Raw genomic sequence first — 14781 nt, 5'->3', positions numbered from 1 at the left:
ATTAAAGCGTTTTCAATTATCGAAGTAATAAACTAATTGTTCGTATTTTCCACAATATAACTGTTATTAATTTGTAAAACCGAACAATTAATTGTAATTTACGTTAAATTGTTCGTGAAATAAAGAAACGTTTGTTGGTTTTACTAAGTGAAACTGCAAATTTTTGTTGAAAAATACGAATTTCTGAGTTACATTAGTAGTAATTATTCGTATGTTAGATAATTTGACGTAAAAATTTACAGTGTAACGGATATTAAAGAATTTATTAATTAACTAACATTCAATGTAAGAATATAACCGATACAGGAGCGTGAATCAAAATGAAGAAAAAAATTGTTATGGTAGGAAACGGAATGGCTGGAGTCAGTTGTATCGAGCAAATGCTAAAGCTTGCGCCGAACCGCTACGAAATTACAATCTTCGGAAGCGAACCGCACCCGAACTACAATCGCATCCTGCTTTCATCGGTTTTGGCAGGCGATGCCGATATGAAGGACATTGTTATCAACGACTGGTCCTGGTACGAAGAAAATCACATCACATTGTACACGGGACATACAGTCAACAAAATTGATACGGAACGCAAGCTCGTTAGAACTGACGGAGGTGTTAGCGTCCCTTACGATGAACTGATCATCGCAACAGGATCGCTGCCGTTCATGCTTCCGCTGCCTGGCGCGGACAAAGAAGGCGTCATCGCCTTCCGAGATATCAAAGATTGCGAAACGATGATTGAAGCCGCTAAGAAATACAAGAAAGCGGTCGTGATTGGCGGAGGGCTTCTCGGTCTGGAGGCAGCGCGTGGCCTGCTAAATCTGAATATGGAAGTATCGGTTGTACACATTAACGAATACTTGATGAATCTACAGCTCGATAGAACAGCTTCTCTATTGCTGCAGCAAGAATTGGAACGCCAAGGCATGAAGTTCTTGTTAAAGAAAAACAGCGAATCGATTCTCGGAAAAAAACGTGTTACGGGACTTCGTTTTACGGACGGATCGGAAATTGAAACGGACCTCGTGGTCATGGCCGTAGGGATTCGCCCTAACATTGCGCTTGCCAAAAGCAGCGGAATTGAGATCAATCGAGGTATTGTTGTCAATGACCTTCTCGAAACGAACGTGCCTAACATCTATTCCGTCGGCGAATGTGCCGAGCATCGCGGTGTAGCGTATGGCTTAGTCGCTCCGCTCTACGAGCAAGGCGGGGTGCTTGCCAAACGGCTCGCAGGCATAGAGACCGCTGGTTATCAAGGCTCCGTCGTATCGACCAAGCTGAAAGTATCGGGCGTGGACGTGTTCTCGGCAGGTGAATATGCAGATAAACCTGATACCCGTGCCGTACGCGTGCAGGACGATTTCGAAGGTATTTATAAGAAGGTCGTTATTAGAGACGGCAAAGTCATCGGTGCTGTTTTGTTCGGTGACATCAGTGACGGCTCTCGCCTGTTTGCGATGATTCGTAACGGAGAAGATGTAACTGGTAAAGAAAAGACGGTTCTGCTCGGTGAGGGTGGAGGTAAAGCGAAATCCGGCCTTGATTTGGTTGCGTCGATGAGCGATGACGAAATTGTTTGCGGCTGTAACGGTGTATCCAAAGGCGCGATCGTTCAGGCTGTTCAAGAGAAAGGCTGTTCCAGCATCAATGAGATAAAAGCTTGTACCAAAGCTTCCGCTTCCTGCGGCGGCTGTAAGCCTCTTGTAGCTGATGTGCTCACTTACGTACTCGGCGCAGACGGTGTGAAAACCGTAAAAGAAGGCATTTGCGGCTGTACGACACTTGGACGTGATGAAGTGGTGGAAGCGATCCGCGGTATGAGATTGACGACATCGAAGGAAGTCATGAATGTACTGGAATGGTCGAATACAGAAGGCTGCTCCAAATGTCGCCCGGCGCTCAACTATTATCTGGCCATGGTATGGCCGGAAGAGCATGAGGACGAAAGAGAGTCCCGCTTTGTGAACGAACGCAATCACGCGAATATCCAGAAGGATGGCACGTACTCGGTTGTTCCGAGAATGTATGGGGGTGTCACGACACCGAAGGATCTGAAAAAAATCGCGGAAATCGCAGAGAAATACGAAGTGCCGCTCGTGAAAGTAACAGGTGGTCAGCGTATTGACTTGCTCGGTGTGAAGAAGGAAGACTTGCCAGGCATGTGGGCTGATCTCGATATGCCTTCAGGCTACGCATATGGTAAGACACTGCGTACAGTGAAAACGTGTGTAGGTTCAACGTTCTGCCGCTTCGGTACGCAAGATGCTATCGGCATGGGTATTCAGCTAGAGAAGAAGTTTGAGCGTCTGGGCACGCCGGCAAAAGTTAAAATGGCCGTATCGGGCTGTCCACGGAACTGCGCGGAAGCCACGATCAAGGATTTTGGCGTTGTGGCGATTGACGGAGGCTGGGAGCTGCATGTCGGTGGTAACGGAGGAACAAAGCTTCGCGGAACCGATTTACTGTGCAAAGTGAAAACCGAAGAAGAAGTACTGGAATGGTCCGGCGCTTACTTGCAGTATTATCGCGAAACAGGGAAGTACAACGAACGAACTGCCGAGTGGGTAGAACGTGTCGGTTTAGATACGATCAAAGTGGCGTTGGAGAGTAAAGAAGACCGCACCGCTCTAATTGAGCGGATTGAGAAGGCGTTGGATCTGATGAAGGATCCTTGGAAAGAAATCATTGAACAGCAAGAGCTGCGCAAGACGTTCGTTCCGATGGAAGAGCAGTCGGCAGAGTCTATTTTGAAATAGAGGGGATGAAACATATGAAACGTATTCACGTTGGGAACATTTCGGAAATTGCGGAAAAAAGATCGAGGGTTGTCCGAATCGGAGCATTGGAAATCGCCGTGTTCAAGTTTTCAGGCGGTACGGTCAGAGCCATTGAGAATCGCTGCCCGCATAAAGCGGGTAAGCTTTCCGAAGGTATCGTGTGTGATCATCATGTATTTTGCCCGCTGCACGACTGGAAGATTAATTTGCACGATGGAGTCGTTCAAGCGCCGGACGAAGGCTGTGTAACAGCTTTCCAGGTGGAAGTGGATGAGAGCGGAGATATGTATCTGCACATCGAAGAGGAAAGTATCAGGGCATCCTAGCCTGAGGGAGAGTACGAGCGATGCGACAAAATGGATCCGCCCTTGCACTAGGGTTATCGACAATGGCTATGATGGCTTCGTTCATCATCTGGAGTGTATTCGCTCCGATTGCCGGACAAATTCAGGAACTATTTCATCTCAGTACCATTCAAAAAAGCGTGCTGATCGCCACGCCGGTTCTACTCGGATCGATCCTGCGAATCCCGATGGGGATTTATACGGATCGCTTCGGCGGTAAGCGAATATTTGCGGCAGTCATGCTGTTTCTTGTGATTCCTCTGCTGCTTGCTGGATGGGTCAAATCTTACTGGCTGCTGCTGCTGTGCGCGCTGTTTATCGGGATGGCTGGGACGACTTTTGCCGTTTCTCTGACGTATGTATCGAGATGGTTCCCGCCGGAGAGACAAGGTCTCGTATTAGGATTAGCGGGACTGGGCAACTTGGGTGGTGCGGCGGCAAGCTACACGTTGCCTTTTGTGTTTAATCGTTATGGTTTGCCGTGGGTATTTTGGAGCTTGGCGATCATGATTGTGATCGTGACTATTATTTTTTGGATCGGAACAAAGGAATTACCTGCACCTGCCAAGGTGAAGACGTTCAAACAATCAATGGTCGTACTTAAGGAACCGTCGACTTGGTATTTATCGGTCTTTTATTTTCTGACATTCGGCGGTTTCGTTGCTTTCAGCGTTTACTTGCCAACATTTCTCAAAGATTTATTTCAATTGTCGGCAACGGAAGCGGGCGTGAAAACAGCTGGGTTTGTCGTTATATCCACGCTCATTCGCCCTTTAGGCGGATATTTGGCGGACCGATTCGGTTCACGCATAGTTCTGGCGGCTGTGTTTGCAGGAATCATCGTCACTTCGCTCGCGATGGCGGCATCCTTGCATCAATTTACCGGGTTCAGTGTGAGCTGTCTGACTGCGGCCGCCTTACTTGGAGTAGGGAATGGGGCTGTGTTTAAAATGGTTCCGGAAGTTTCCTCGGGCAATACTGGAGCGGTAACGGGCATCGTTGGCGCCGCAGGTGGTGTGGGCGGTTTTTTTCCGCCGATCGTACTCGGCATTATTAAAGATTTGTCAGGCGCATACACACTTGGGTTCGTCATGCTTATGCTCTTTGCATGCGTTTGTCTATATATGAATCATGCGACTAAACGTATGGTGATCAACAAACAGGGCGCGACAGCAGTTTAGTAGGGAAAAACTTTTGGTGGGATGGAACTTCAGCATGGGAACGTGGAGGTCAAGCATATATGGGGAAACAAAAACTAGTCTTAATAGGTAACGGTATGGCCGGAGTACGCTGCGTGGAAGAAATTCTGGGGCTTGCTCCCGATCGTTTTGAGATTACGATTTTCGGCGGCGAGCCGCACCCGAACTATAACCGCATCATGCTGTCCAAGGTGCTTCAGGGCGACACAACGGTAAATGATATTACCATCAATGATTGGCAGTGGTATAAAGATAACGGCATAACGCTGTATGCAGGTGATCCGGTCGTCAGCATCGATACGGCAAAGCAGCAGGTAATCAGTGAAAAGGGGCGTACTGTCGAGTACGATCAACTCATCCTGGCCACTGGTTCATTGCCGTTCATGCTTCCGCTGCCCGGGGCGGATAAGCCGGGTGTGACAGCTTTCCGGGATATTAGCGATTGCAACAAAATGCTGGAAGCTTCCAAATCATATAAAAAAGCCGTCGTTATCGGAGGCGGTCTTCTTGGATTGGAAGCAGCGCGTGGTCTGCTCAATCTGGGCATGGAAGTCCATGTGGTGCATATTTTCAATTATTTAATGGAGCGCCAACTAACCCCGACGTCAGCGAGTATGCTGCGTAAGGAGCTGGAAAAGCAGGGTATGCGTTTTCTGCTTGAAAAGCAGACAGAAAAAATCATCGGTAAAAAACGGGTGGAAGGTCTGCAGTTCAAGGATGGAAGCAAAGTAGAGGCCGATCTTATCGTTATTGCGGTAGGTGTGCGTCCTAACATCAAGCTTGCAGCAGACAGCGGCATTGAGACGAATCGGGCGATTGTCGTTAATGATTTCATGGAGACGAATGTGCCTAACGTTTATGCTGTTGGGGAGTGTGCGGAGCACCGTGGAATGGTATACGGTCTCGTAGCACCATTATATGATCAGGGCAAAGTGCTGGCGAAGAGAATTTGCGGTGTTGATACGGAAGGCTATTCAGGCTCCATTTTGTATTCGCAGCTGAAGGTATCCGGGGTAGAAGTGTTTTCGGCCGGGGAGATCCGCGATGCCGAGATTACGACCTCGCTCAAAGTGATTGATGGCGTCAATAATACGTATAAAAAAATTGCGATTCGCGACAACAAAATTGTCGGAGCGGTATTGTTCGGAGACAGCAGTGAGGGCAACAAGCTGCTAGGTTACATCAAGCAGCAAGCAGACGTGTCCGTACTGGAGCAGGAAGTGGCAGGAGGAAGCGGTGCGGATGAAGCGTATGCGGCATCGCTATCTCCCAACGCGACCGTATGCTCCTGTAATGGTGTAACGAAGGGCGCGATCATGGATGCGGTTCGCGAGAATGGCTGCGAAAGCGTCGAAGACGTTCGTGCCTGTACGCGTGCATCGAGCACTTGCGGCGGATGTAAGCCGCTCGTGTCCGCGATGCTGCAGCTAGCACTGCAGAGCAAGGATGCGCCGGCAGCGCCGAAGGAGACGGTTTGCGGCTGCACAACGCACAGCCATGACGAGCTGCGCGCGGCTGTGCGCAGCGCAGGGTTTGCCACGGCGCACGAAGCGATGAGCGCGCTGGGTTGGAGCAAGGCGGACGGCTGCGCAGCTTGTCGTCCGGCCTTGCAGTACTACGTCGGCCAAGCGCTAGGCGCTGTGACCGGCGATGCGGGAGCTGGAGCGGCGGCTGAGGCAGCTCTGGCGGCGAGCCTGCTCAAAGGCGGCACGTACGCCGCACGGCCCCGTATGTACGGCGGCGTCACGAGCGCCGAGCAGCTAAGGCAAATCGCGGATGTGGTCGACAAGTTTAACATCCCGCTGGTGAAGCTGACCGGCGGTGCGCATCTGGATCTGCTGGGCATTGATGCAGAGCATGTACGCTCCGTCGGTGCGGAGCTCGGACAGCCAGATGCAGCGACTCCGGCCTATGGCAAAACCATCGCTTCCGTTGCAACATGCACTGGAATCGGATACGATCCCAGCGCTCTGCGGGATTCCATCGGGCTAGGCGCCAGCCTCGAATACAGATTGGAGCGCCTGCAAATGCCGGCTGTCGTGAGCGCAGCTGTCTCTGCAAGCCCTCTGCACCGCGCGGGGACGCTTGTCAAGGATCTTGGCGTCGTCGGCGTGCCGGGCGGCTGGGAAATCTACGTGGGCGGCAGCGGGGGGGCAAAGCTCCGTCAAGGAGAGCTGCTGTGTATGGAACCTTCGGAAGACGCGGTGCTAGAGCTGTCAGCGGCTTTCTTCCAGTGGTATCGTGAAGAGGCGAATTACGGTGAAACGACAGCGCATTGGATCGAGCGCATAGGTATTACACAGCTGCGAGAGGGATTGTTCAATCTCCTGTTCCGTGCTGAATTGATCGCGAGAATGAATGTGGAGCTCCAGGTTACGAAACAGAAGCAAATAAATCCGCAGCCGACGGCTGCTTTGATAAGGTGAGCTGAGCGTATGAATCAATTATTAGAACAAGAACAAGGTGGTACTGGTTCTCTTCGTGTAATGGATACCCAGTGCCCTTTCTGCAGCGTGCAGTGTAAAATGCAGGTGATAGAAGAACGGGGCGTCGATGATGGGCGTCCGACTTATTCCGTCGTTCCGAAACCGAATGCGGCTTCGGAAGGGCGACTTTGTATAAAAGGCATGAATGCTTACCAGCACGTACTTACAGGAGAGCGTATTCTTCATCCGATGATGAAGAAGGATGGTCAATTCGTCCGTATATCGTGGGAGGACGCGTATGAACAGATCGTGAGCAAGCTTACTGAGCTTCGCGGTCAGTACGGCAATCATACGGTTGGTCTTTACGGAGGGGGCTCTCTGACGAATGAATCCGCTTATTTGTTGGGGAAATTCGCTCGTGTTGCGCTTCAAACCAAATACATTGATTATAACGGCAGGTTTTGTATGTCGGCAGCAGCTTCGGCAGGTGTCAAGGTGTTTGGCATCGACCGTGGTTTGACGAATCAACTGTCGGACATTGAATTGGCTGATTGCATGATACTGGCAGGGACGAATATTGCGGAGTGTCAGCCGACACTTATGCCTTATTTTACAAGAGCAAAAGAAAAGGGCGCCTTTATCATAGCGATAGATCCGAGGGAAACCGGTACGACCCGTATCGCGGATCTACATTTGAGAGTGAAGCCGGGTATGGATGCGACATTGGCTAACGGTATGCTGAAGATCCTTCTAGAAGAAGGGTTGATTGATCGAGATTTCATCCAGCAGCGTACCAAAGGCTTTACAGAACTGCAATCTCACTTGGAATCGCTTGATCTCGCTGAGATTGTTGAGTTAACTGGTGTCTCCGCTGAGTTGATACGCAAAGCGGCGCTGGCTTACGGTAAAGCGGCCACAGGCATGGTGTTCACGGCAAGAGGCGTGGAGCAGCAAACCGACGGGCATATGGCGGTTCGCAACTTCCTAAACCTTGTTCTGCTGACAGGGAAAATCGGCAAACCGGGCTGTGGCTACGGCGCAGTCACCGGTCAAGGAAACGGTCAGGGCGGACGGGAGCATGGACAGAAGGCTGACCAGCTTCCGGGCTACCGCCTGATCGAGAACCCCGAGGATCGTGCTTATGTCGCGAGTGTTTGGGGGATTGATCCGAGTGAGCTGCCTGGCAAGGGTGTCTCCGCGTACGAGATGATGGAGAAAGTTCACGAGCAGGAGATTCGCGCCTTGTTCGTGATGGGCTCCAATCCGCTCGTCTCCAATCCGAACGCTAACTTCGTCGAAGAAGGGTTGAAGAAGCTTGATTTTCTTGTTGTAGCCGACTTCCTGATGTCTGAGACAGCGCTGCTCGCGGATCTAATTTTACCGGTATCTACTTATCTGGAGAACGCAGGAACACTGACCAACCTCGAAGGACGCGTTCTGCTGAGGGAAGCCGGCCGTCCTGCGCCGGGTGAAGCGAAGCATGACTGGCAGATTCTCTGTGATTTGGCTGATATGCTGGGCAAGGGTCAATACTTCAACTATGCAGATGTCGAAAATATCTTTGATGAGCTTCGCTTAGCCAGTCGCGGTGGTGCAGCGGATTACTACGGCATAACGTATGACCGCTTACGGAAGGAAGAGGGGGTATACTGGCCATGTCCGGAGCTGGAGCATCCCGGCGCGAAGCGGTTATTTGAATCATCGTTTCCGCTCCCGGAAGGCAAAGCGCTGCTAACTTCTGTGGAGAATCATCTTCCGAAGGAGCGAGTTTGCGAGGAGTTTCCGCTATACCTGACTACCGGTCGTGTGCTTACGCATTATTTGACTGGCGTGCAGACAAGAAGAAGTCATTCTTTGGCGGCGCATGACGTGGAGTCTTTCATGGAGATTCATCCGAAGACGGCCAAGAAGTACCGCATCGATGATGCCACTCTCGTCAAGTTGGAATCCAGACGCGGCACGATCTATGTTCGCAGCAGGTTCAGCAGCGACATTCGTGAAGACACCGTATTCGTGCCGATGCATTGGGGCGATACACAGAACGTCAATAAAATTACACATGACGCACTCGACCCGACCTGTAAAATGCCAGGTTTTAAAGTTTGTGCAGTAAATGTGAGTTCGTTAGTTTCGGAATATGCTTAATATCATGAAACCGATCCTGTTGGGGCTTAGTTAGCCTCCACAAGGGTCGGTTTTATCTTGTTCAAAACTCAGATATAATAGAAAAAAAGATGCAGGAGGCATGTCATATGGATGAGTTACGCTACCCTATTGGATTGTTTGCACACGATGGTGAAATTTCACGGGAGCAGCTGCAAGAGTGGATGGCTGACCTCGAGTCGACGCCAAGCAGGTTGCGTGAGGCGGTTGCTGGGCTGTCTGACGAGCAGCTGGATACGCCTTATCGCCCAGGAGGGTGGACGCTGCGACAAGTCGTGCATCACGTCGCAGACAGCCATATGAACAGCTACACAAGGTTTAAGCTGGCACTGACGGAAGAAGAGCCGACGATCAGACCCTATTACGAGGATCGCTGGGCTGAGCTCAGCGATGGTAATTCAGCTCCGGTGGAACTGTCGCTTACCTTGCTTGATGCTTTGCACAGCCGCTGGATGATCGTTCTGCATGCTATGCAGCATGAGCAGTTTGCACGTGCATTCGTACATCCAGAGTCAGGGAAGACGATTCGACTGGATTGGAACGTTGGCAATTACGCATGGCATGGTAATCATCATATTGCCCACATCACGAGCTTGCGCGCTCGCAGGGGCTGGTAAACAACGAAAACCCGTTAAGTCACAGGACTTAGCGGGTTTTGCTATATCTATCATTATCCGCTTCATGACTGAAGCTCGATTCAGCCTGATCATCGTTCAAATAGCGACCGACTTTATCGATCCACTCTTGTACGTAGTGATCGGTTGCCCACTGTGCCATAACGAGCTTCTCGCCGGGCTGTAGGTCCAAGGTTAGTTGTGGATCATTGCCAGGCGCCTGCCCGTAAGGGTAGAACTTGAGCTTGCCGTTCTCGAAAATGACGATCATATCATTCAACGGCGATGTTAACGCATCGGTTGCTAACGGCCACGAGGACTGGATAGAGCTCCATGAGCAGCAAAGATCATCATGATTGATGACTTTATCAGGCAGCTCGCGCGGGAAGTCGTGTAGAACGTAGTTGTCAGGTTTCGCTGCACTAATACGCGGCGTCTCAGCGACTTTGCCGACCCAGCGGCCTGGTTCACGCTGGACGGTCCAGCTTTGGCCTGTAATCTCACCGAGCAATTTGGTAGAGCTGCTCGGTATATTTGTAAGGATGCTGCTACTGCTACTGCCATATAAATCGGTGATCGAAATATGGTTCTTGTCCACCGGTTTGTTATAGAACTGCACAGTATGCCCTTCTTTTAATTGTGGGAGGGTACGAACCCAGATGCGTTCCGCTTGATAAGGGGCATTACCTCGCCAAGCCTCCTCCGATTCAGCGATGGAAACATATTGATTCCCGGCAAATAACAGGGTCTCTACGCGATTTAACTGTTCGTCAGCTTGATCGGGGAACACTTCTGGTTTCACAGGCTGATCAGCTAGATGAGCGGATAAATAGTGGAACTCGTCTGTTTTCGTTTTATGAACCAAGGAGTCGATTTTCCAAAAATTTTGCTTATAAGGCATGAGAATTCCCGTGCCCTCGGACGTCTTCTGCAGTTGACCGCGAACCGGCGCGATAAGCATTGTTCGATAGGTACTATAACGAATGGGGCCTAAAGCATGCTGTGCATCCGTATTGTTAGATTCACGTTCGGTCCTCAGCCCAATAAGCAGTGCGGTGCTTATTGGGGCAGGGGATGAGCTAGTGGACGCTGCAGTCGTAACAGAAGCATCCATTGCAGGAGCTGCATCACTTCGCGTATGGATTGTACTCCATGGAAAGAGTAATAACGCAGCAGCTATCGCACCGAGTCCGGCGAAACAGAGTAGGGGCTTTACCCTCGGCTTCGCTCGTTCCTTCCGCTCAATGGCTTCCTCGATGTCGCCCTGAAGCTTGGAAGTAAAGCCAGATTGCTTAAGCGGTCCTGATTCCAATTGCTTATGTAAATCATCCGGATCAGGAGTTTTCAAGCGCTTCACGCTCCTTCAAACTGATCACCTTGAGTCTGGCGTGGTGAAGTCGGGATTTAACGGTTCCCTCCGAGATGTTAAGGATGGCAGCCATTTCTTTCGTTGAGAGCTGATAATGGGCATGTAAAATTAAAATTTCTCTATATTTGGGAGACAGAGATATTACTTTTTTCCATATATCACTAGCATATAATTTCTCCATTGCTTCTGTTTCTGCTGATTGTGATGTGCCTGCAGATTGAATGAAGCCAACAAGTGTAACTTTGCGCCAAAATGCTTTACGTAGGTAGTCATACGCGGTATTGCGTGTAATGGTAAGCAGCCAGGTTTTGACCGAAGCTTCACCGCGGAATGTAGTAAGATTGCGATATACTTTTAAGAAAGCATCCTGCGTAATGTCATCAGCTAAATCGGAATTACGGCAAATGCTAAACGCATAATTCCATACATCATTACCATAAGTTTCCATTATATTGCGAAGAATCACTTTCTGATCCGTTGTTTCAGATACGTACTTTAAGTAATCAAATACATGGACACCGGTCGTCTCCATTCTCTCACCTCTCTGAATTAGACGTTACAAGTACAAAAAAGTTCGTCATTTTATAAAAAAAATCATGCCTTATAGGATTCGAAAGTGAACTGGCAGATGAGTCGGACTTCTACGTGTAGTTTGAAAAATAGCTATAGCTCGAAATCTGGAGGAGATTTGCTTCAAGGGAGAGAATCGAAGAGAGACATCTTTTTTTCAGCAGTAGACTACTATAAAACCCTTAAGGCGGTGGCTCATGGTTTCTTTTATGCATTCAATACGCTTTAAGTTTCTGATAAGTTTTGTCTCTCTGATCTTGCTTTTTATGATTTCAGCTGGACTATCCTATCGAATGGTACAATCAACTAAGCTCAGTGTAAATGAACAAACGACTAGTGTGACCAACGAAAAGATTGCCTTATCTTTAAAAAGTATGGTAGGCATTCTATACAGTAATCAAGCTGATTTGATCATCAACAACAATAAAGAGATTATTCAGGAATACCAAGAGAACACGAAGATATTTCTTGAAATGGTAGAAAGTATAAGTGCATCGGCTAGAACGGATGAAGAGCGCCAGTGGGCTGGGAGTGTTGTTAAGCAAAGCCAGCTGTACATCGCGATGTTCGATAAGGTGGTTGCAGTCTATAACAATCAAGATAAATACACAGCTCAACAGTTGAAAGCGGAATACAAGAAAGTAGACGATGAAACCGATGAAGCCAAAAATCAAATTTACGAGTTAACAGATAAGCTTGTGCTTGCTTATGACAAGAAGTATGCAGAAGCGCAAAGCAATTTAGATAATCATATGTCGCAATTGGTGAAGACTTTGATCATATCTAGCGTAGCTGTTGTTGTGATTGGTTTATTCCTAGCTTTTACATTAGAACGGATGATCACGAGGCCTATTACGAGAGCGGTAGGTTTCTTGCGTCGCGTAGCAAATGGCGACCTTACCTCGCGTCTGGATGGGAAGATGAGTAAGGACGAAACGGGGCAATTAATTGATGCTTGCAATAATATGGTCGGTCAGCTTCGCTCCCTTCTGCATGAAGCCGCAGTGAATGCGGACTCGGTTCAACAATCTGGGGGTCAGCTGGGGAACCACACGCGGCTTACCATACAAGCTACAAGTGAAATTGCTCTTTCGATTGATGTGGTTGCTGCGGGAAATGCGGCACAGGATCAAGGTGCATCCGAAAGCGCTAGAGCCATGGAAGAGATGGCAGTAGGGATTCAGCGTATGGCTGAATCCTCCTCTACAGTAGCGGCAGCCTCCTTAGATGCTAGGGAAGATGCGAAGCGAGGTCATGCGACCATTGCAGATTCCATTCAGCAAATGAATCGGATTGAGCAATCCGTGGAAACATCTACGCAAATTATTGATCGTGTAGGGGGAAGATCGCAGGAAATCCATCATATTGTGGATGTCATTACAGGCATTGCTTCACAGACGAATCTACTAGCGCTTAATGCATCGATTGAAGCCGCAAGAGCAGGGGAGAATGGCAGAGGCTTTGCTGTCGTGGCTGCGGAGGTAAGGAAATTGGCTGAGCAAGCGATCCAGTCTACGTCGCAAATCAACGATATCATTAAAGGGATAAAAGAAGACGCCTTGGCTTCCATGACTTCTATGCAGGAGGTGAAGGATGAGGTGAAGCACGGTGTGCAGCTGATTATACAATCGGGTGACATGTTTGGAGGGATCCTTCAAGCCATCGCCAACATCTCAGAACAGGTGCAGGATCTTTCCTCTGCCACGGAAGAAATGTCTGCTGGAACCCAGGAAGTGTCTGCTTCCATTGCGGAGATGGCTCATCTAGCCAAGCAATCGTCGCAGCAATCTCAAACCATTGTGTCACATACGAAGGAGCAATTGTACGCGATGGAAGCCATTGATAAATCGGTAATAAGTCTTAGCGAAACGGCGGAAGCCTTACAAAGCGTTGTTGGACGGTTTAAAGTGTAAAGGATGTATGGGTTTTTCTATTTTACCTACAGTTAAGGCTTTGTACTTCCAAAAAGTTTGCTTGATCAAGGCCTCATCTTCTGCAAGCTCATATTGGACAAGAACAGTCACTTCAGGCAATATATTCGGTTTATTGTAGAAGCGATGTTTGTTTTTTAAGACTAATCCAATACTAAAGCCTAATAAAAATCCACCTATTCCTGAGATAATACCCCAAATAATGGGACCCCATGCGAGGATGAAGCCTACACTAATGCCAAAAACACCGCATGCTGTAGCACTGGCTAATCCAATTTCGACGGCTTTGGCGGTTTTATCGAACCGCTGGTCTACAATGGAGAGAGACTTATCCGCATCAATGTCCATGAGGATAGGGATGATCCGACTGGAATGAATTCCACTATGCTCAATAATGCTTAACGCTTGCTCCAGTTCGGTTGAATGTTCAAAAGTACCTACAATCCACAAGGGATGATTACCTCCGGAAGTGACGTCATATACGCTGCTCCTCGCTAATCTGTAATAGTCGGTTAAATATTGGCGCTGTGAGATGCGGAATAATCGGTTCTGCTCAATTGCACTCGTATAAGAGTGATAGATGGCACCTCCGAGCACAGAAGGCATGAACAGCAACCACTGGGGATGTAGAATATTGGAAACTAACCGATTATGTCCCAAAATAAGAGCGAGAACAGCTTCGTAAAAGTGCGAGAACGTTACATAGACCCACCACCAGAATATGCCGTAAAAGCCAAGCCAAATATGTTTATTATAAAGCTGTCCAAGACCTGGGAAAAAGAATGAACATAAAGCGGCAGTGAGGGGGCTTTTCTTTTCAATAAATTGGATACCGGTTGCGCGCATCAATTGATTAGGAAAGCGTGCGTTCTCGAGAATGGCTAGTTCATAGTGCTTATTGGTCTCAAGAGCGCAGCGATAACTATCCCATATAGCAAAAAAATAAATAATCATATAGCCGTACACCCATAAAGGCTGTAAAACTTGCTTAGCCATTTCAAACTTACCGCAGAAAGAATACACCATGGCCAAATTGATGGAAGCTAGTGAATTAATCATAACCTCGGAAAGAGTTAATAAGACACCCATCGTATTTTTGTACATGAGCAGATGACCGAATCCTGGGAACGAAGCTGACCACCATGCGACTAGATAAGGGTTTCGTCGCTGTGCATAGATAATATCAAACCTTCTAACAGATGCCAACGACCATCGGGGAGTGGAATTCATATTCAAATAAATCCTTTCTCTTGGTGATATTTTTTTCATAGCATGGCAGTAATTGGTTATTTGTATGCGATAGGGGTAGGAATTCGTCATGATGTGTCTTGACAATAGAAGGCCTTAACACGCAATATGAAGAAAGGACATTGGATGAAAGATCAGGTCCT

Annotated in this window: 10 protein-coding genes; 7 read left to right on the top strand and 3 right to left on the bottom strand. The window is 48.5% G+C overall.

Annotated features, from left to right (window positions below):
- The first annotated feature begins 320 nt into the window (after positions 1–320).
- The 6 genes from nirB (QFZ80_RS31435) to QFZ80_RS31410 all read left to right on the top strand — a co-directional run bounded on the left by nirB (QFZ80_RS31435) (position 321) and on the right by QFZ80_RS31410 (position 9523).
- Positions 321–2753, top strand: a complete 2433-nt coding sequence (gene nirB / locus QFZ80_RS31435; protein ID WP_307551652.1) for a nitrite reductase large subunit NirB — start codon at positions 321–323, stop codon at positions 2751–2753.
- A 14-nt stretch (positions 2754–2767) separates the two neighbouring features.
- Positions 2768–3100 (top strand): nitrite reductase small subunit NirD, encoded by a 333-nt coding sequence (nirD, locus tag QFZ80_RS31430; protein WP_307551654.1) that lies wholly within the window; start codon positions 2768–2770, stop codon positions 3098–3100.
- 20 nt (positions 3101–3120) lie between these two features.
- The gene (locus tag QFZ80_RS31425; RefSeq protein ID WP_307551655.1) at positions 3121–4299 is read left to right on the top strand and encodes an MFS transporter; all 1179 of its coding nucleotides are present in this window, start codon (positions 3121–3123) and stop codon (positions 4297–4299) included.
- A 59-nt stretch (positions 4300–4358) separates the two neighbouring features.
- Positions 4359–6743, top strand: a complete 2385-nt coding sequence (gene nirB, locus QFZ80_RS31420; protein WP_307562648.1) for a nitrite reductase large subunit NirB — start codon at positions 4359–4361, stop codon at positions 6741–6743.
- Between the two features lie 9 nt (positions 6744–6752).
- A complete protein-coding gene (nasC, locus tag QFZ80_RS31415) occupies positions 6753–8888 on the top strand; it encodes an assimilatory nitrate reductase catalytic subunit NasC (protein ID WP_307562647.1) in 2136 nt (711 codons plus the stop codon).
- A gap of 107 nt (positions 8889–8995) precedes the next feature.
- Complete coding sequence (locus QFZ80_RS31410; protein ID WP_307562645.1) at positions 8996–9523, top strand: YfiT family bacillithiol transferase; 528 nt, start codon at positions 8996–8998, stop codon at positions 9521–9523.
- A gap of 28 nt (positions 9524–9551) precedes the next feature.
- Here QFZ80_RS31410 and QFZ80_RS31405 read toward each other — a convergent pair whose 3' ends face one another.
- Both QFZ80_RS31405 and QFZ80_RS31400 read right to left on the bottom strand, forming a co-directional pair.
- Positions 9552–10868 (bottom strand): hypothetical protein, encoded by a 1317-nt coding sequence (locus QFZ80_RS31405; protein WP_307551663.1) that lies wholly within the window; start codon positions 10866–10868, stop codon positions 9552–9554.
- On the bottom strand, positions 10855–11421 hold the full coding sequence (locus tag QFZ80_RS31400; RefSeq protein WP_029196193.1) for an RNA polymerase sigma factor: 567 nt from the start codon (positions 11419–11421) through the stop codon (positions 10855–10857). Before QFZ80_RS31400 ends, QFZ80_RS31405 begins: the two co-directional genes overlap by 14 nt.
- A gap of 331 nt (positions 11422–11752) precedes the next feature.
- Between QFZ80_RS31400 and QFZ80_RS31395 the strand changes: the two genes are divergently transcribed.
- A complete protein-coding gene (locus tag QFZ80_RS31395) occupies positions 11753–13372 on the top strand; it encodes a methyl-accepting chemotaxis protein (protein ID WP_307562643.1) in 1620 nt (539 codons plus the stop codon).
- Here the strand turns inward: QFZ80_RS31395 and QFZ80_RS31390 are convergent.
- Positions 13340–14620, bottom strand: coding sequence for a hypothetical protein (locus tag QFZ80_RS31390; protein ID WP_307562641.1), 1281 nt, complete (start codon positions 14618–14620; stop codon positions 13340–13342). The genes QFZ80_RS31395 and QFZ80_RS31390 overlap by 33 nt on opposite strands.
- Positions 14621–14781: the final 161 nt, after the last annotated feature.

The sequence above is a fragment of the Paenibacillus sp. V4I7 genome (assembly GCF_030817275.1).
GTDB lineage: Bacteria > Bacillota > Bacilli > Paenibacillales > NBRC-103111 > Paenibacillus_E.
Note: the sequence above shows the minus strand (reverse complement) of the source record. Positions and strands in the feature narration are given on the sequence as shown.

Coding starts and splice junctions, on each gene's coding strand:
- nirB (WP_307551652.1), top strand. CDS start 321: ATGAAGAAAAAAATTGTTATGGTAGGAAACGGAATGGCTGGAGTCAGT.
- nirD (WP_307551654.1), top strand. CDS start 2,768: ATGAAACGTATTCACGTTGGGAACATTTCGGAAATTGCGGAAAAAAGA.
- QFZ80_RS31425 (WP_307551655.1), top strand. CDS start 3,121: ATGCGACAAAATGGATCCGCCCTTGCACTAGGGTTATCGACAATGGCT.
- nirB (WP_307562648.1), top strand. CDS start 4,359: ATGGGGAAACAAAAACTAGTCTTAATAGGTAACGGTATGGCCGGAGTA.
- nasC (WP_307562647.1), top strand. CDS start 6,753: ATGAATCAATTATTAGAACAAGAACAAGGTGGTACTGGTTCTCTTCGT.
- QFZ80_RS31410 (WP_307562645.1), top strand. CDS start 8,996: ATGGATGAGTTACGCTACCCTATTGGATTGTTTGCACACGATGGTGAA.
- QFZ80_RS31400 (WP_029196193.1), bottom strand. CDS start 11,421: ATGGAGACGACCGGTGTCCATGTATTTGATTACTTAAAGTACGTATCT.
- QFZ80_RS31395 (WP_307562643.1), top strand. CDS start 11,753: ATGGTACAATCAACTAAGCTCAGTGTAAATGAACAAACGACTAGTGTG.
- QFZ80_RS31390 (WP_307562641.1), bottom strand. CDS start 14,620: ATGAATTCCACTCCCCGATGGTCGTTGGCATCTGTTAGAAGGTTTGAT.